At 69.4% G+C, this 16,292-nt stretch carries 18 protein-coding genes; 10 read left to right on the top strand and 8 right to left on the bottom strand.

The features are described from left to right. Nucleotides 1-26: 26 nt before the first annotated feature. Nucleotides 27-968 carry a S41 family peptidase gene (locus tag AB0368_RS34995; protein ID WP_366158324.1) on the bottom strand — a complete coding sequence of 314 codons (942 nt, stop codon included), beginning with the start codon at nt 966-968 and terminating at the stop codon, nt 27-29. 688 nt (nt 969-1,656) lie between these two features. Here AB0368_RS34995 and AB0368_RS34990 point away from each other — a divergent pair. Together AB0368_RS34990 and AB0368_RS34985 are read left to right on the top strand one after the other, a co-directional pair. Further along, a complete protein-coding gene (locus AB0368_RS34990) occupies nt 1,657-3,630 on the top strand; it encodes a M4 family metallopeptidase (RefSeq protein ID WP_366158323.1) in 1,974 nt (657 codons plus the stop codon). A 309-nt stretch (nt 3,631-3,939) separates the two neighbouring features. Further along, nucleotides 3,940-4,254, top strand: coding sequence for a hypothetical protein (locus tag AB0368_RS34985; protein WP_366158322.1), 315 nt, complete (start codon nt 3,940-3,942; stop codon nt 4,252-4,254). 62 nt (nt 4,255-4,316) lie between these two features. On the opposite strand, the gene AB0368_RS34980 is transcribed toward AB0368_RS34985, so the two are convergent. Together AB0368_RS34980 and AB0368_RS34975 are read right to left on the bottom strand one after the other, a co-directional pair. Next, nucleotides 4,317-4,844, bottom strand: a complete 528-nt coding sequence (locus tag AB0368_RS34980; protein ID WP_366158321.1) for an adenylate kinase — start codon at nt 4,842-4,844, stop codon at nt 4,317-4,319. Next, nucleotides 4,841-5,560, bottom strand: coding sequence for a hypothetical protein (locus AB0368_RS34975; RefSeq protein WP_366158320.1), 720 nt, complete (start codon nt 5,558-5,560; stop codon nt 4,841-4,843). The genes AB0368_RS34980 and AB0368_RS34975 overlap by 4 nt, the downstream gene beginning before the upstream one ends. 64 nt (nt 5,561-5,624) lie before the next feature. Between AB0368_RS34975 and AB0368_RS34970 the strand changes: the two genes are divergently transcribed. Continuing rightward, nucleotides 5,625-6,254, top strand: a complete 630-nt coding sequence (locus AB0368_RS34970) for an NADPH-dependent FMN reductase (RefSeq protein ID WP_366158319.1) — start codon at nt 5,625-5,627, stop codon at nt 6,252-6,254. 136 nt (nt 6,255-6,390) lie between these two features. Further along, entirely contained in the window at nt 6,391-6,804 is a 414-nt protein-coding gene (locus tag AB0368_RS34965; RefSeq protein WP_366158318.1) for a hypothetical protein, read from the top strand. A gap of 67 nt (nt 6,805-6,871) precedes the next feature. Here the strand turns inward: AB0368_RS34965 and AB0368_RS34960 are convergent, their stop codons facing one another. Together AB0368_RS34960 and AB0368_RS34955 are read right to left on the bottom strand one after the other, a co-directional pair. Further along, entirely contained in the window at nt 6,872-7,213 is a 342-nt protein-coding gene (locus AB0368_RS34960) for a hypothetical protein (RefSeq protein WP_366158317.1), read from the bottom strand. A gap of 145 nt (nt 7,214-7,358) precedes the next feature. Beyond that, a complete protein-coding gene (locus tag AB0368_RS34955) occupies nt 7,359-7,685 on the bottom strand; it encodes a TraR/DksA C4-type zinc finger protein (protein ID WP_366158316.1) in 327 nt (108 codons plus the stop codon). 92 nt (nt 7,686-7,777) lie between these two features. Between AB0368_RS34955 and AB0368_RS34950 the strand changes: the two genes are divergently transcribed. Both AB0368_RS34950 and AB0368_RS34945 read left to right on the top strand, forming a co-directional pair. After that, on the top strand, nt 7,778-8,644 hold the full coding sequence (locus tag AB0368_RS34950) for an alpha/beta hydrolase (RefSeq protein ID WP_366158315.1): 867 nt from the start codon (nt 7,778-7,780) through the stop codon (nt 8,642-8,644). Between the two features lie 243 nt (nt 8,645-8,887). After that, a complete protein-coding gene (locus AB0368_RS34945) occupies nt 8,888-11,152 on the top strand; it encodes an arginine/lysine/ornithine decarboxylase (RefSeq protein WP_366158314.1) in 2,265 nt (754 codons plus the stop codon). Nucleotides 11,153-11,247: 95 nt separating this feature from the next. Here the strand turns inward: AB0368_RS34945 and AB0368_RS34940 are convergent, their stop codons facing one another. Next, nucleotides 11,248-12,069 (bottom strand): hypothetical protein, encoded by an 822-nt coding sequence (locus tag AB0368_RS34940; RefSeq protein ID WP_366158313.1) that lies wholly within the window; start codon nt 12,067-12,069, stop codon nt 11,248-11,250. A gap of 342 nt (nt 12,070-12,411) precedes the next feature. Further along, a complete protein-coding gene (locus AB0368_RS34935) occupies nt 12,412-12,891 on the bottom strand; it encodes a hypothetical protein (RefSeq protein ID WP_366158312.1) in 480 nt (159 codons plus the stop codon). Nucleotides 12,892-13,032: 141 nt separating this feature from the next. Between AB0368_RS34935 and AB0368_RS34930 the strand changes: the two genes are divergently transcribed. From AB0368_RS34930 to AB0368_RS34920, 3 genes are read left to right on the top strand one after another with little or no spacing between them, the layout of a single operon-like run. Then, nucleotides 13,033-13,458 (top strand): hypothetical protein, encoded by a 426-nt coding sequence (locus tag AB0368_RS34930; protein ID WP_366158311.1) that lies wholly within the window; start codon nt 13,033-13,035, stop codon nt 13,456-13,458. 25 nt (nt 13,459-13,483) lie between these two features. Beyond that, a complete protein-coding gene (locus tag AB0368_RS34925) occupies nt 13,484-14,290 on the top strand; it encodes a TIGR02452 family protein (protein WP_366158310.1) in 807 nt (268 codons plus the stop codon). Nucleotides 14,291-14,321: 31 nt separating this feature from the next. Continuing rightward, the gene (locus AB0368_RS34920; RefSeq protein WP_366158309.1) at nt 14,322-15,062 is read left to right on the top strand and encodes a hypothetical protein; all 741 of its coding nucleotides are present in this window, start codon (nt 14,322-14,324) and stop codon (nt 15,060-15,062) included. A 20-nt stretch (nt 15,063-15,082) separates the two neighbouring features. On the opposite strand, the gene AB0368_RS34915 is transcribed toward AB0368_RS34920, so the two are convergent. Then, nucleotides 15,083-15,310, bottom strand: a complete 228-nt coding sequence (locus tag AB0368_RS34915; protein WP_366158308.1) for a zinc-ribbon domain-containing protein — start codon at nt 15,308-15,310, stop codon at nt 15,083-15,085. A gap of 30 nt (nt 15,311-15,340) precedes the next feature. On the opposite strand from AB0368_RS34915, the gene AB0368_RS34910 reads away from it, so the two are divergent. Then, nucleotides 15,341-16,225, top strand: a complete 885-nt coding sequence (locus AB0368_RS34910; RefSeq protein ID WP_366158307.1) for a hypothetical protein — start codon at nt 15,341-15,343, stop codon at nt 16,223-16,225. Nucleotides 16,226-16,292: the final 67 nt, after the last annotated feature.

Below are 16,292 nucleotides of genomic sequence, written 5' to 3'. Positions count from 1 at the left end.
CCAGACCGCTCGGCGAACCGGGGGGCTCAGCCGCTCGCCGGCAACGCGGCCCGAGCCTCCTCCAGCACGGTCGCCGAGGTTCCGGTGGCGAGCACATGCCGGAGCGCTTTCTCGTACGCGTACCCGAAAGCCTCCCCCGCCGGAACCTCGACGTCCGGGACGACCCCGATGCCCTCCCAGTTGGTGCCGGTGACCGGGTTGACCGCCCGGGCGATCGGCACGGTGATCTCCATCGTGGCCGACAGCGGGAAGAACTCGGTCGGGTGCGCGCCGCCGCGCGTGGTCGCACCGATCAGCGTCGCTCGTTTCTGGGTCTGCAGGTTGTAGCAGAACTCCTCGCCGGCCGAGAATGTGACGTCGCTGGTCAGCACATAGACGGGCCGGTCGAGGTAGCGCTCGCCGGGCAGGTGGGCGAGGCTCCAGAACTGCCGGGTACGACCGCTGGCGCCGTCGTAGATGTCGTTCAGGTGCGTCTCGTCGTCCGGGAAGAAGTAGCTGGTCCAGAAGATCACCCCGTTGGGCGCGCCGCCGCGGTTCTTCCGCAGGTCGACGATGAGCGCCGAGGTGTGCGTCACGAGCTCCATGGCCGCGGCGATCGCCCGGCCGCCGGCGGAGGCGTCGGGAATCTGCCGCAGGTCGAGGTATCCGACGTTGCCGTCGAGCCGCTCGACCCGGGCGATGCCGTGGTTGTTGCGCCGGAGCTGCTGCACGTACGCGGCGATCATCTGTTCTTCCGTGAGCGCCTCCCGCAGGTCCTCCTCGCGGGGGCGTACCCGTAGATGCTTGTCGGCGCAGACCTCGGCCAGGTCGGCGGTGAGTTGCTCCCCCAGCTCGGCTTCGCCGAGGTCCGCATAGGCGCCGGCGGCGCGCTTGGCCCGGATGACGGCGGCGGCCTCGGCGGCCTTCTCCGGGAAGATGTACTTGTCGCAGAGCAGTCCGAGCGCCTTCTCGATCAGATCGTCCCCCATGCCTGCACCCTATCGACGAGCATCGCGGTCCTCGGACGCAGCGTCCTCCTGGACACCAACGCGCGATCCCCGAGCAGGCGCCGGTTCCGTAGCGGTTCGGGCAGATCGACGCCGACGATTGCGCTTGCAGTCACGCGGCCCCCCAGACAATGAGCGTGACCGAAGCCGGTGCAGAACGGATCTCGACTCCAGCCGGCGTATGACAATCGCCGTCCGGCAATTCGATGACGAGATGGGCGCCGGCGGGGTCCATGCTTTCGAGCCGCGGCCGGTAGCGGAGCGGCCGGCCTGCCGGTCGACCGGCGGCGCCCCGCTCCCACATGCCGCAAGGGAGCCCGTCGCCAGGGCGAGGGCATACAGTCGCACCAAGGTTCGCAGGGAAGTCCCCATGTCGATGACAGACGACGCGGATGGCGACCGGGTTCCCGCCGCGGGCCTGTGACGACAACGGCACTGATCGTCGATGTACCGCATCGGCTGGATAAAGCTTACCGAAAGCCTTCCGTAAGACGCTGAGCCGCGGCCTTAAGAAGGATTAAGCAATTCTTAACCGCATTGACGAAGATGTTTTCCGGCCGAAGACTTGCACTCGCTCGGCAGACGAGCGCATTCCCCTCACTTCGCGACGGCGGGACGGTCGGGCACGACCCGGGCATCGGCGCCGCGAGTCTTCGCGCAAGGAGCACCCTTGAAGCACAAAGTCGCGGTGGCGACCGGCATAGCGGCCGTCACCGTAGCGGGGTCCATCGCCCTGACCATGCCGCAGGGAAACGCGGCCACCACCCCGGCGGTCCCGGCCGGTGCCGCGGCCGCCGACCCGGTGCCGACCGCCGTCGCCACCTCCCGGGCGACGTCGTCGGCGTCGGCGCTGGTGGCGAAGAAGCCGAAGCTGTTCTTCAGGAGCGGCAAGGACAAGCTCGTGAAGAGCCAGGTCGTCAGCCAGAACGGCCTTCAGTACGTGGCGTACGAGCGTACGTACCAGGGCCTGCCGGTGCAGGGCGGTGACGCGGTCGTGGTCACCGACACCTCGGGCACCGTACTGGGCAACTACGTGGCGCAGGACCAGGCGCTGTCGACCGGCACCACTCCGAAGATCTCCGCGAAGGCCGCCGCCAAGGTCGCCCGCAAGCAGCTGACCACGGTCCGGTCGACGGGCAAGCCGGCGCTCAAGGTGGTCGCGCAGGGTGCCGGTGTGCTGGCGTACGAGGTGGTGGTCGACGGCACGAAGCGGACCGAGCAGGGCCCGGCGCCGAGCAACCTGCACGTCTTCGTCGACGCCGCCACGGGCAAGGTGCTCACCGACCTGACCCGCGACGACGTGGTGGACGCCACCGGCCGGGGCGCCTACTACGGGAACGTCACCATCGACACGACGAGCTCGGGCGGACGCTTCACCATGAGCGACCCCACGCGCCCGGGTCTGCAGTGCGGCGGGCAGAACGGCGCCGCCTTCACCAGCACGACCGACACCTGGGGCACCGGCACCGCCACCGACCAGGTGACGGGCTGCGTGGACGCCATGTACGTCGTCTCGCAGGAATGGAACATGCTGCGCGACTGGCTGGGCCGCAACGGCATCGACGGCAACGGCCGCGCGTTCCCGGTCCGGCAGGGCCTCGACGACGTCAACGCCTTCTGGAACGGCTCGCGCGTCGAGATCGGCCACTCCTCCGACAACCGGCGGCTGCTCAACAGCATCGACGTGCTCGGGCACGAGTTCGGCCACGCGATCAACCAGTTCACGCCCGGCGGCTCCAGCGGCGGCAACGAGGCCGGCGGCATGAACGAGTCCACCGGTGACATCTTCGGCGCGCTGACCGAGTTCTACGCCCACAACCCCAACGACCCGGGTGACTACACCGTGGGCGAGCTGGCCGACCTCGTCGGCGACGGGCCGATCCGCAACATGGCCGACCCGTCCAAGCTCGGCGACCCGAACTGCTTCTCCAGCAGCATCCCGAGCACGGAGGTGCACGCCGCCGCCGGCCCGCAGAACCACTGGTTCTACCTGCTGGCGGAGGGCTCCCGGCCGACCGACGGCCAGCCGACCAGCCCGACCTGCAACAACAGCTCCGTGACGGGCATCGGCATCGAGAAGGCCGGCAAGATCTACATGGCCACGCTGATGCGCAAGACCAGCGGCTGGACCCACGTCAAGGCCCGCGCCGCCTCGGTCGCCGCCGCCGCGCAGCTGTTCGGCAACGGCACCGAGTGCGCCACCGTCAAGGCCGCCTGGAACGCCGTCAGCGTCCCGGCCGCCGCCGGCGAGCCCGCCTGCACCGGCGGCGGCAACCCGACGCCGTCGGGCAGCCCGACGCCGAGCACGCCGACCCCGACCCCGACGCAGTCCCCCTCGGGCGACTGCCAGGACGGGTTCTCCTCGCACGACAGCGGCGCAGTGGCCGCCGGCCAGACGGTCGTCACCGACACGTTCACCGCCGGCAGCGGCCGCCACGCCGCGTGCCTGACCGGACCCGCCGCGACGGACTTCGACCTGTACCTCGACAAGAGCGTCGGGGGACGATGGACGACCGTGGCGCGCTCGACCGGCGAGACCTCCCGGGAGGCCATCGCCTACACCGGAACGACCGGCAGCTACCGATACCGGATCGTCTCCTACAGCGGTTCGGGTAATGCCGTCCTCGGCTGGAACGCACCCTGATCATCCGGCGTCCGACCGGGGTGGCGTCCGCGCCACCCCGGTCTCTTTCTTGAACAGGATGGGAAATTCGCGGTGCGAAAGACACATACGTCCGTAGTCATAGCGGCTCTGCTCCTCGCCGGCGTCGCCGGCTGCAAGGACGACGCTCAGACTTCTGCCTCTCCTCCGGCTTCCGCTCCTCCATCGGCTACGGCTTCTGCTTCTGCCTCAGCTTCGCCATCGGCCCCGGCTTCATCCGCTCCCGCCACGACAACGGCCCCCACGCCCGGGGCTTCGAAGACGGCGGCGGACAAGGCGTTCCCGCTGGTCGTGGCTCGGCGGGGCGGCTTCGCCGGCGTCGACGACCGCGCCACGATCGCGGCCGACGGGACGGCGATGGTGTCGCGGCGGGGGCGGGCGCCTGTACGGACCGCCGTGCCGGCCAAGACCATGGCCGAGCTCCGCGGGCTGCTGAACTCGCCGGGCTTCGCCCATCAGGCGAAGCCCACGGCGGTGTGCAACGACGGCTTCGAGTACGAGTTCGTCACCCCGTCCTCGACCACGGTCGTCCACGACTGCGGCGCCTCGCAGGTGGCGGAAGTGGATCGGGCCCTGGCCATCGTCGCGACGTTGTTCAAGAGCTGACGCCTGTTCGCTCCGGCCTGCCCGGCTTCACCGTCACGGACGGAAAAGCCTGACGGCGCCGATCAGCCCAGGGTCCGCAGCCACGCCTCCACCTCGGCCGGCCGCCGGAACAGCAGGACCTCCGGCCTGCCGGGGTCGGCGTGCCACCGGCGCATGCGGGCGCGCTTGCGGGCGAACGAGCTGAAGTGCCACAGAACGATCGAATCCCTCGACAGCGACACCCGCAGCGATTCGACGTTGCCGTTGCAGACGCGGTCGCGGCGGACCAGGCGGAGCACGGTTCGCCGCAGCAGCCGGCCCAGCGACAGCAGGCGAGGGAAGTCGAGGCCCACGATGAGGTGGGCGCGGGCCAGCGGCACGTCCAGCCAGGCGCCGTACGCGTGGTCGAGGACCCACCGGTCCTGGACGCAGATCGCCTCTATCCGGTGGCGCTGGACCTCCGGCGGCACCGCCACCCACCCGGGCTCCCAGGTCAGGTCGTCCACCGAGTGCCACGGCACGCCCAGCCGCTCGCCGATGCGCCGGGCCAGCGTGGTCTTGCCGGAGCCCGTCACGCCGTACACCAGGATCCGGGCCGGGGGTGTGCTCACCGGGCGGCCCGGGCGACGGTCCGGCGAGCGTCCCGCCAGGCGATGAGGGCTGTTCGGAGCCGGGGCGAGGCGACGTTCTCGCCGCGGCGGCGGGCGTGCAGGTGGCCGACCAGCCAGGGCGGGGCGGCGGCGTGGTCGACGGCCCGGCTCTTGGTGAGCAGGTCTCCGGTGGTGAGGGCGTACCGGCCGCGGGCCATCGAGGTGAGGCCCAGGTCGGCGATCACCGGGTCGAGGAACAGCCACGGCCGCCGGGCCGCCCAGCTCCAGTAGCCGGTCAGTTCGGCGCGGGCGGCCTCGCGGACGTCGTCGTCGGTCATCGGCGGGAACAGATCGCGCGGCGGGCGGCCCCGGACTGCGAATCCGTGGCGGACGAGCTCGGCCCGGCTGACGCCGGACAGGATGCGCTCGACAAGCTGCCCGTGCGTCCATGTGGGGTGCCTCAGCCCGATATCGGTACGGGCGGTGGCGTCGACGTACACGCAGCCGAGCTTGAGGCCGGCGCCGACTCCCTCGTCGAGGTCGCGGTGCAGCGTGCAGAGTGTCGCCCGCCGGTCCGGACCGACCGGGCCGTCCACCAGGGCCACCAGGTCCAGGTCGCTGACCCCGGGACGGTAGTCGCCGGTCGCCAGGGAGCCGGCGACGAGCAGGTCGGGGGCCCAGCCGAGCGCCGCCAGCCGGTCGCCGAGCTCGCGGACGGCGGCGGGCACGGTCGGCATGGCCGAAATTCTAAGCCGCGTCGCGACCGGCCCGGAGCCCTCGGGACCCCTATCGTCATGCGTCATGACGCGCATCCTGCTGATCTCGGGCGACACACGGGAGGGATCCCTGCACACCGCCGCGCTGCGCACGGCGGTCCGGTTCGCCCCGGCGGACATCGGCGTCGTCCGATACGACGGCCTGCGCGACCTTCCGGCGTTCGTCCCGGACGAGCCCGCCATGCCCGCCACGGTGGCGCTGCTGCGGCATCGCGCCGGGGCGGCGGACGCCGTGCTGGTCAGCACCCCGGAGTACGCCGGCACGCTGCCCGGCAGCCTCAAGAACCTCCTCGACTGGCTGGTCGAGGGCGGTGACCTGCGCGGCAAGCCGGTGGCCTGGCTGTCGGTCACCCCGCCCGCGCAGGACCAGGCCGCCCTGGCGACGCTCGAGACCGTCCTCGGACACGCGGGCGCCCGGGTGCTGAAGCCGGCCTGCATCCGCATCCCGCTGGTGCCCCAGGCCGTCGACGAGCAGGGCATCGTCACCGACCCGCGGCTGCACACGGCACTGCAGGACATGCTGCGCGCCCTCGCACGGTCACTGGCCGCGCCGGAGCCCCGCCAGCCGCCGTCGTGGCAGGTGCACTCGAGCCTGTACCCGGTCGTGCCGCGCCGTGAGCCGTCGCGCTTCGGCCCGGGGCGCCTGTACACCTAGGCGCGAGAGCACCGGCCCGCCGCGCCTGACGGACAACCTTGTAAAACGGCGTTCGCCGGCTATCCATCCATGCCCGCGAGGATTGAGCTACGGCACGCAACGGCCACGCCCATCACGACGGAATTGGGGACTTGCCATGACTCGCGTCCGGAAGGCTCTCGCTGTCCTATGTGTCGCGACGCTGCTGGGGCTGGTCGCCCCGGGCCACGCCTCCGCCGCCACACCTGCGTTGCGAGACGTTCTCACCCACACGGAGATCTCACCGTCGGTCGCCCGGCCGGGGAACACGGTGCACGTGTCCTGGTGCTTCGACACCGCGTACGCGGACCAGGTCAAGTTCATCGAGCTGTGGCTGGGCCACTCCACCGGCATGGGACACGCACCATCCCTGTACCTGCAGTCGGGGATCGACCCGAAGACGAACCAGCTCGACTTCATCGTTCCCGCGGTATCACCGAGCCGGCCCGGCACCATCTGGTTCGTCGACCTGGTGTGGCGTGACGGCGCTGAGCTCACCGAGCTGGCGCTCGTACCCATCACCATCCAATAGCGCCGTTCAGAGGACGTCGCACCGATCACGCCGGCCTGCGTCATTCTTCGATAGGCGGCCGTCTGGCCTACTTCGGAACGTCGACCTGCAGGTCGTGGTAGTCGCCGATCGAGAGCACCACGGTGCCGTTCTCCACGAGCTCGTAGTCCCACAGCTTGTATTCCGGATCGAACGACTCGATGGACACCTCGACCCGCAAGAAGAGGGCCTTCGCGGCCGGCGTCATGGCACCCGTGATCTCGATGGCGTCGCGCATGCCGCTCCACGGTCGGATCTCTACGCCCGGCAAGGCCATGAATTCCGCTCGGCCGTAACTGAGCTGACCGTCGCCGTCCGGCATGTGCACCCGGAACTCGTCCGCGCGGCCGAGGTGTTCGCTCAACAGCGACCGCCATTCGACGTCGGACACCGGACCAAGATACTTTCGCGGCATGCCGGGGATCGTATCCGTGCCCGGCCAGCAGCGCCTCGCATTACCTGCGTCGTCAGCTCGACCCATCGCCGTTGCCTGCAACTCCGCACACAGCTTGGCCGTTACTGCTCCCGGGGTGCTTCTATGCGCACGCCATGCAGCAGCGGGCGAACGGCCGCGCGGCAAGCCGTTGCTCACCGATCGGCTGCCCGCACCGTTCGCACAGGCCGTACGTGCCCGCGTCCACCCGGCGCAACGCCTCGTCCACCTCAGCGATCCGCTCGCGCGCGGTGGCCAGCAGCGCGGTCAGCTGGGCGCGTTCGAAGCCGATGGTGGCACCCTCCGGGTCGTGCTCATCGTCGGCATTCGAATCCCGCGATGCCGTGAACAACGCCTCCAGATCCTGGGCCAGTGTCTCCGCCTGGGCTTGCGTGATCGCTCGTAGCCGCAGCAGCTCATCACGGACCATCTCTGCAGCTTAGCCACCTCGGCCGACGCACCGGCCATGTGTGCGTTTACTGAGCGATGGCCTATCGGCGCGACCGTATTACTGTTTCCGCCATGACCGCGGCCATGATGGTGATGGATGACGGAGCCCAGCTACGCACCTGGACCGAGGGTCGCGAGATCTCCGGTGAATTCCCAGTGGTCATGGTGCACGGTGGTCCAGGAGTCCCCGACTATTTGTCTCCGGTGTCCGACGTCGTCGAGGACCTGTGCCTGGTCCATCGCTACGACCAGCGTGGCACCGGCGGATCACGCTGGGAGGGACAGCACACGATCGCCCGTCACGTGCAAGACCTGGCGTTACTGCTCGATGCCTGGGGACGCGACCGGGTTGTTCTGGTGGGTCATTCGTTCGGAACGAACATGGCCAGCTATTTTCTGCTGGCCCATCCCGAGCGCGTGGCCGGCATGGTCTACCTCGCCGGGCCGTTCCTGGATCCGTGGCGGGAAGCCGACCGGCGAGCACAGCGAGCGCGACGCACGGACGAGCAGCAGACCAGGCTCGACGAACTCGATGCGATCGAGGTGCGTACCGACGCCGAAGAAATCGAATACCTCACGCTGTCGTGGTTCACCGACCACGCCGACCCTGCCCGGGCATGGGATTGGGCGCTGGATTCGGCCCGTACCCTGCGACCGATCAACTACCCGATGAACACCCAGCTCAACGCCGCGAAACGAGCCGACCCGCTCGAAGCACACCTGGACGCACTACGTGAAGACCTGCCCTCCGGAACGATGATCATCGGCGGAGACGGCGACAGCCGCCCCGCTGACGCCCTGCGACGTCTCGGAGCACGGCTCGACTGCGAGGTGACCATCATCCAGGAGGCGGGACACAGCCCATGGCTGGAAGCTCCGGAGCAGTTCCGTGTGGCATTCCGTGCTGCCGTGGGAAGGCAGATCGGAATGTCGAGTTGATTGGTCGGCGCCTCCTGTTCGGACACTCCCATTATCGATGGAAACTGGCGTCGCCTGCCGCATGCCGCCACCAATAGGGCGCGCTAGCACCGCGTGCCGCCGTCTCCTGCCGAGGCGATGCGCTGGATGTCACCCGCCTCGGGGACCCGCACGGGTTCCCCGCCCGGATCGCTCTCGTCCTGGCTAGGTTCACGGCGAAGCACATGCCCCGCTGCGCCAGCTACCGCCGAGAGGGCGTTCACCTTGTCGTTCCCGGTCACGATCGTCACGCCCGCGGAAGGTCCCGCCGGGGCGCAACGGCCACTGGAACTTCTGGAAGCCGCCCTGACGCGGGCCGGCCTGGAGCTCGTGCGGTTCGGCGACGAAGGGCGGGGCACCGAGCGGCTGGGAATGCTGGCACACGTCGCCAGGTCGAGCTCGGCTGTTCTCTACACGCTGCACCTGACCATCCGCCGGTCCCACGACGGGCCCGAGGAACCCTCCGACGTGGCCGCCGTCCGCGCGGCAGCCGAGTTCGTGCAGGCCGTACGCGCACACAACGACCGTGTCCCGATCCTGCTGTTCGGCGAGCAGTTGACGGCACGACGGATTCCGCAGTCGGTGCTCTCCCGGATCGACGGCGTCGTCAACGCCTACGAGGACACCCCCGACTTCCTGGCCCGCAAGATCCGGCGGGAGGTCAGCCACTATCTCGGTCAGTTGGCACCGCCGTTCTTCGCGGCGCTGATGCGCTACGCCAACGACGGCGCCTACTCCTGGCACTGCCCGGGCCACTCCGGCGGCACCGCGTTCCTGAAAAGCCCCGTCGGCACCCTCTTCCACGAGTTCTTCGGGGAGAACCTGCTGCGTGCTGACGTGTGCAACGCCGTCGAGGAATTGGGGCAGTTGTTCGATCACACCGGCCCTATCGCCGACAGCGAACGCCTCGCTGCCAGGACGTTCCGCGCCGACCACCTCTACTTCGTCACCAACGGCACCTCCACCTCCAACAAGATCGTGTGGAACTCGCTGGTCGGGCCGGGCGACATCGTCGCGGTGGACCGCAACTGCCACAAGTCGGTCCTGCACGCCATCATGCTCACCGGAGCCGTACCGATCTATCTGATGCCGACCCGCAACAAGGCCGGCATCATCGGACCCATCCCACGCAGCGAGTTCACCGCCGCCGCGCTCCAGGCCAAGATCGACGCGAGCCCTCTGGTCGTCGACAAGAGCAAGCGGATCCGCCTGCTGGCCCTGACCCAATCCACCTACGACGGCATCATCTACCGCGCCGACGAACTGAGGGAAACCCTCGACGGCGTCGTCGACGCCCTCCACTTCGACGAGGCCTGGCTGCCGCACGCCGGATTCCACAAGCTGTACGAAGGGATGCACGGTGTCGCCAACGACCGCGACCGCACCAACCGGACCGTGGTCTATTCCACCCAGTCCACCCACAAACTCCTCGCGGGCCTTTCCCAGGCGTCCCAGATCCTCGTCCAGGACACCGCCGGCGGCCACTTCGACAGCCGGGTCCTGGCCCAGGCGTACCGCATGCACACCTCGACCAGCCCGCAGTACGCCATCATCGCCAGCTGCGACGTGTCCGCCGAGATGATGGCCGGCAAACGCGGCCCCGCCCTGGTCGAGGAAAGCATCACCGAGGCGATGGAGTTCCGCCGCACCATCATCCGCGTCGGCGAGGAACGCGAGGACTGGTGGTTCGACGTCTGGGGACCGGACACCCCGCCCCGGACCGGACTGCCCGAACGCGCCGAGTGGGAACTGACCGCTGACGCCCCATGGCACGGCTTCGACCAGGTCGACGACGGCTTCACCATGCTCGACCCGATCAAGGTCACTCTCACGATGCCGGGCCTCACCGTGCACGGCGAGTTCAGCGAACCCGGCTCGCCGAGCATCCCGGGCGTGGTGCTGGCGCGCTATCTCGCCGAACACGGGGTCGTGGTGGAGAAGACCGGCCTGTACTCACTGCTCGTGCTCTTCACCATCGGTATCACCAAAGGCCGCTGGAACTCCCTGGTAGCCGAACTGCACCGCTTCAAGAGCGCCTACGACGGCAACGCCGCGATCGAACGGCTCATGCCGGCCTTCGCCGCCGCGTACCCCGGTTACGCCCGGCTCGGACTACGGGACCTCTGCGCTGCCCTGCATACCACCTACCGCGACGCCGACCTCGCCGAACTGACCACGGCGATCTACACCGAGCCCGTCGAGCAGGTGACGCTCCCGGCCGACGCGTGGACCGCCATGGCCGCCGGGCAGGTCGAACACGTGCCGGTGGAGAAACTGGCCGGCCGTACGACCGCGGTGCTTCTCACCCCGTACCCGCCAGGAATTCCGCTGCTGGTCCCCGGCGAGCGGATCAGCGCGACGATCGTGCGCTTCCTGCGGCACGAACAGGTACTGGCCGAACGCTGGCCCGGCTTCACCGGCATCACCCACGGCGTCGCCGACGAGGGCATCGGCAATCAGCGTACGGTCGCCTGCCTTCTTGCCTCGTAGACGAAACGCGGAGAAGGCGGTCACACCGCCGAGCGCAAGGGCCCACGGTCCAGCCAGGCGAGACCGCAGCCATCAAACCTTCGCTCAGCGATGAGTCATGAGCGCGGGTGGTGGCGCCGCTCGAAGCCCGGCATGTCGATGTGCGGATCGAGGTCGTCGCCGGAGGACACCTGGGCGGCCAGGCGCTGGGTGATGCGGCGGGCCCCGGGCCGGCGGCGGCCGTTGGAGTCCGGGACCTCGGGCCGGCTGAGCAGCTCGGCCATCTCGCCCATCGAGCGGGCGATCTCCTCGAACGGGATGTACAGGGCGCGGTTCGCTGCCGAGCCGAGGTACTCGAAGGGCGTGGAGCCGGCCATCGCGACGAACCGGACGCCCAGCATGTCCAGGTTGCGGAAGGCGGCCGAGTCCAGCATGCAGACGACGTGCCGGACGTCCCAGCGGTGGCCGGCGTTGATGAACGAACGGTAGAGCATGCTGCTGACTGTCAGGCCGTTGCGATCGGCGCGGTAGCGTGGGAGCACCGCCAGCGTGGCATAGTCCCAGATCTTGCCGCCGTCGTGCATGCCGTGCGCATCGACGATGTCGGACAACGACACACCGATCAGGCCGGGCGCATCGTCCAGGGTCTTGCCGCCACCCTCGATCGCCCGTGCGGCGCCCGCCGGCAGCCCGGTTTCCCGGTCGAGGACCAGGAAGAAATAGCTCTGTTCCTCGTACGCGGTGTACTCGGCGACCATCGCGGCCTCGTCCAGCCCGAACGACTCCTCGAACACGATCCGCTCGACCGTCCGCGCGACATCCGCCAGCGGGTCGTGCGTGGCGACGGCCAGGGCGACGAAACGGTTCTCCGACGCGTGTTCGCTGAGCGCCTCGGCGCAGAGGTCACCGAGGATGGCGTCGTCGAGGGCATAGGACATCTGGGGGGCTCCTTAACGGCGCCGGCGAGGGGGATGAGCGGCGCGTACCGGGCATACCGGGGGGAATTGAACTTATGCAGCATTAGCCATGAATCGTGCTATGTCAAGAAATTCATAATCACACCGGCCTGCGGCCCGCGGGACCGTCTTTGCCGGGGCCGCCGGCCGCTTCGCCGGCGCTCACCCTCGTGTCAGGGAGCCGGGCGCACCGGGACGAGGACACGCTCATGCCGGATTACGGGGTGGAAAACCCCGCAGCCGCGGTCACGGCCGGGAGCGCGTCGTGGGGACGTGGCGACCGATTTGCGCCGGCCCTACGTCACGCTGTGACACTTTCATCGATCAACGGCTGGTGCGGCAGGTCGTAAGCACACACTCGAGCACTTGGTCGACATCCGCGCGTGTCCATCCCTTCGCCGGGTGGATCGGCACCAGCAGCGTCGGCGCAGTACGTGCGGCCGCCCAGCGCCGGCCCGCGGCCGTGTGATTGTCATCGATCCATACGGCTGGACGATCGCCGGCCATTGCGTCGATCGCCGGAACCTTCAGCTCGGGCTCGAACGGTATGGGCGGGAACCGGATGAAAGGCAACGGCTCCACCCCGAGCAGCGGTAGGTAGAGCTCGTTGGCGTTCGCACCCCAGCCGGTGGCCCGCGACAAATCGCCTACGGCAGCCAACTCCCGGATCCAGCCACCGTGCCGGGGGCAGAAGCGCACCGGCTCCTCCCCCTCGAAGAGCACGCGTTCTTCGTACCCGTCGGGACAGGTGACCGCAGCGAACGGGTTCAGTACGCCATCGAGATCGAGCAGGAGAACCGGCAACGTTCGATCCGCGGCGCCACCCTACGGAGGTCACCGGAACCGGGCGAACGGTATTGCACGGGGCTCGGTTCGAGCGCTGATCCCGCCATGAGCGGGCGCCCTGGGAGCGCAGCGGTGGCCGGGTCGTGTGAGGCTGGTGGCGTGCCAGTGATCGCAGACTCCCGGCTGGTCCGGGACATCGATGTCATCAGGATCGCCCCGGAGCAGACCCGTGGGTGGGACGGGCTGACAGCCATCCGGGGCGACGTGATCGGGGTCTGGCACGGTGAGCAAGCCGTTGCCGCCCTCGCTCTTGTCGCGGCGCTGCCCGAGGCGCAGCAGATGCGGTGTTTCCTGCCGCACTACGCGATCCGGCTTCGCAGCGGACCGGCGGTCCTTGCTGAGATCGCGTTCTGCTTTCGATGCCGCAACGGTCGGGCGTTGGCATTCCAGCCGGATTTCGGGGTTGCCGGGTGGTTCACATTCGACCCCGACAGCGCGCCCGGCCGCCAGTTGCTCGCGCTGTTCAGGACCGCCGGGGACAACGGGGCGGACGGGCGCGCTGTTGATAACGAGTCGCCGCAGTAGCCGTGGTCGGACAGAATCGGTCGGCGTGACGACGAACCTGCGGGATCTCGCCCGCGATACTTTGCAGATCCTCCAGGACGGCGGCTACCGCGCGCCGGGCGGAGGAAAGGTCGACCTTGCCTCCGGGATGCAGGCGGCGGTCGGGGGCACGTCGGTGTATCAGCCGGAGGACCCGTTGCCGACGCCGGCGCTGACCGGGGTGGCATCCACCGTGTCGGTGACGGCGGAAAGCACCTTGGCGGCTACCCGGCGGCTGGCTCGTGACGGTGAGGTGGCTGCCCTGGTCTTCGCGTCTGCCAAGAACCCGGGCGGCGGCTTCCGCTCCGGAGCTCAGGCGCAGGAGGAGAGCCTTGCCCGGGCGTCGGCGCTGTACCGCTGCCTCAACGCCGTGCCCCAGTTCTATGCGGTCCACCGCGCCAGCAGTGACAATCTCTACAGCGACCGGGTGATTCATTCGCCCGGCGTTCCGGTCTTCCGCGATGATGACGGCCGTCTTCTCGAGAGCGCCTATCAGGTGTCGTTCCTGACCGCCGCCGCGCCTAATCGGGGGGCGGTGCCGGGCAGCCGGGCCGGCCAGGTTGCGGCGATTCTCGGCAAGCGGGCCCGGCGGGTGCTCGGCGTTGCGGCCGTCCATGGGCATCGGCGCCTTGTGCTGGGGGCTTGGGGGTGCGGCGTCTTCCGTAACGATCCTGCGATGGTGGCCGACGCGTTCGCCGGGGCCCTCGTCGACAGTGCCGGATGGTTTGACGAGGTGGTGTTCGCCGTGATGGATCACAAGAAAGGAACGCCGGTGCGGGCGGCGTTCGCCGCACGCTTTCCTGCTGCCGACTGAGCGCTCGAAACAGCCACCTAGCATGAGGCGCATGCGGGAGATCGACGAGCTGACGCCCGAGGCACGGATCGAGGTCGCGCGCGTGGCGCGGTCGCCGAGACTCGACCTTTCCAGATGTGGGCTTCACGAGGTGCCGGACGCGGTGCGTCACCTCACCCATCTGGAGTCACTCGACCTGAAGTTCAACAATCTCGAGGACCTGCCCGGCTGGCTGACGGAGCTCGATCGGTTGGTCGAACTCAATGTCCAGGCCAACGCCGTGGAACAGGTGCCTGATGTTCTCGACTCGCTCACCCGGCTGCGGCTGCTCGACCTGAGCGAGAACAATCTGGAGGGCGAGCCTCTCGATTTCCTCGGCCGGCTGACGAACCTCCGCGAACTCATTCTGATCGACACGCGATCGGATCGGCTGCCGGAGAGCATCGGCAACCTCGCCCGGCTCACGAACCTCGACCTGTACCTCGGCTGGTTCCACTGTTCACCGGAGAGCCTGCCCGACACTCTGGGGCGGCTCACCGGCCTGACCCGCCTCGAGCTGTCCCGGAACGGCCTGACCACGGTGCCGGAGTGGATTCGTCACCTGACCAACCTGCGAGTGCTCGGCCTGTGGATGAACGACATCTCCGAGATCCCGGCGTGGATCGGTGAGCTGACCGAGCTCACGGAGCTCTCGCTCCCCGGTGAGCCGGACGACGAGATTCTGGCTGTTCTGCGCGGGCTGCCCCACCTTCGGAAACTCAGCCTGGACGATGGGGACGTGGATCTCGGGTGAGATCGCGGCGCCGCTCCCGGTCACGCGCCGGCGGCCTCGCGGCGGCTGATCTCGCGGGATCCGCCGCAGTGGGTGCAGACCCGGATCCACCGCGACCGGCGCACCGGGAACAACGGGATGAAGAAGAGACTGAACTTCGTCGTCCGTTCGACCAGCGACTGCGCCGCCGTCACCCCGCAGAACTCACACGGGTGCACCGACGACGGATGAAAGTGGTCCTTGGTGCGGAGGCCGAAGATGAGGAACACGCATTCCACGATACGGGGAGGCAACCGGCCATGCGGGTGGAGATCGAGCGCGCCAGGGACCTGCGGTTCGACGACGGGCGTCCGGTGCGGGCCGCCTCGGCGGTCACGCGCTTCGGCGACGGCTGGCTGATCATCCAGGACGACGCGACCCACGCCGCGTGGGAGCGGCCCGGAGGGATCCGGCCGCTGCGGGTGGTGGCGGCCGCGGACGGGCGTGAGACCTTCAGCTCTGCCGAGGGTACGAAGCACCTCAAGCCGGACTTCGAGGCCGCCTGCGAGGTGCCCGGGGGTGTGCTGCTGCTCGGTTCGGGGTCCTCCCCCGCCCGGATGCGCGCCTGCGTGGTGGACGCGGAGGGCGGTTTCACCGTGGCGGACTTGGCACCGGTCTACGACGCGGCCGCTGCGGCGCTCGGTCTCGCCCCCGGCGCGCTGAACCTGGAGGGCGCGTGTGTCGCCGGGGGTGAGCTGCGCTGGTTCCAGCGGGGCAACTCGGGCGCCGGGGTGCCGTCCGCGTCGGTCGACGTGGATCTCGCCGCGTTGCTCGCCGTCGTGGCCGGCCAGGGGGCCGCCGGAGACGTCTCGGTCGGCGGGGTACGACGCTACGACCTGGGCGAAGTCGGCGGGGTGGCGCTCGCGATCACCGACGCCGTGGCGCTGCCGGACGGGCGGGTGGTGGTCAGCGCCGCCGCCGAGGACACGCCCAACGCGATCGACGACGGGCCGGTGGTGGGCGCGGCGGTGGCCGTGCTGGCCGAGGGGCGGCCGCCGGAGGTCGCCGCCCTTCCCCGGCCGGACAAGATCGAGGGGCTGGCGGTGCGCTCCTGCGACGAGGAGGGGGTGTCCCTGCTCGCCGTGGTCGACGCCGACGACCCCGCCGTGCCGTCAAGCGCGCTCGACCTGCGCCTTCGCTGGTAAGCCCCAGTCCGGCCCGGGCCACGACGCCAAAAGGGCCGGCCCGGGCCACGACGCCAGGTGGCCGTGG

This window comes from Actinoplanes sp. NPDC051475 (genome assembly GCF_040689425.1).
In the GTDB taxonomy this organism is placed as follows: Bacteria; Actinomycetota; Actinomycetes; order Mycobacteriales; family Micromonosporaceae; genus Actinoplanes.
Note: the sequence above shows the minus strand (reverse complement) of the source record. Positions and strands in the feature narration are given on the sequence as shown.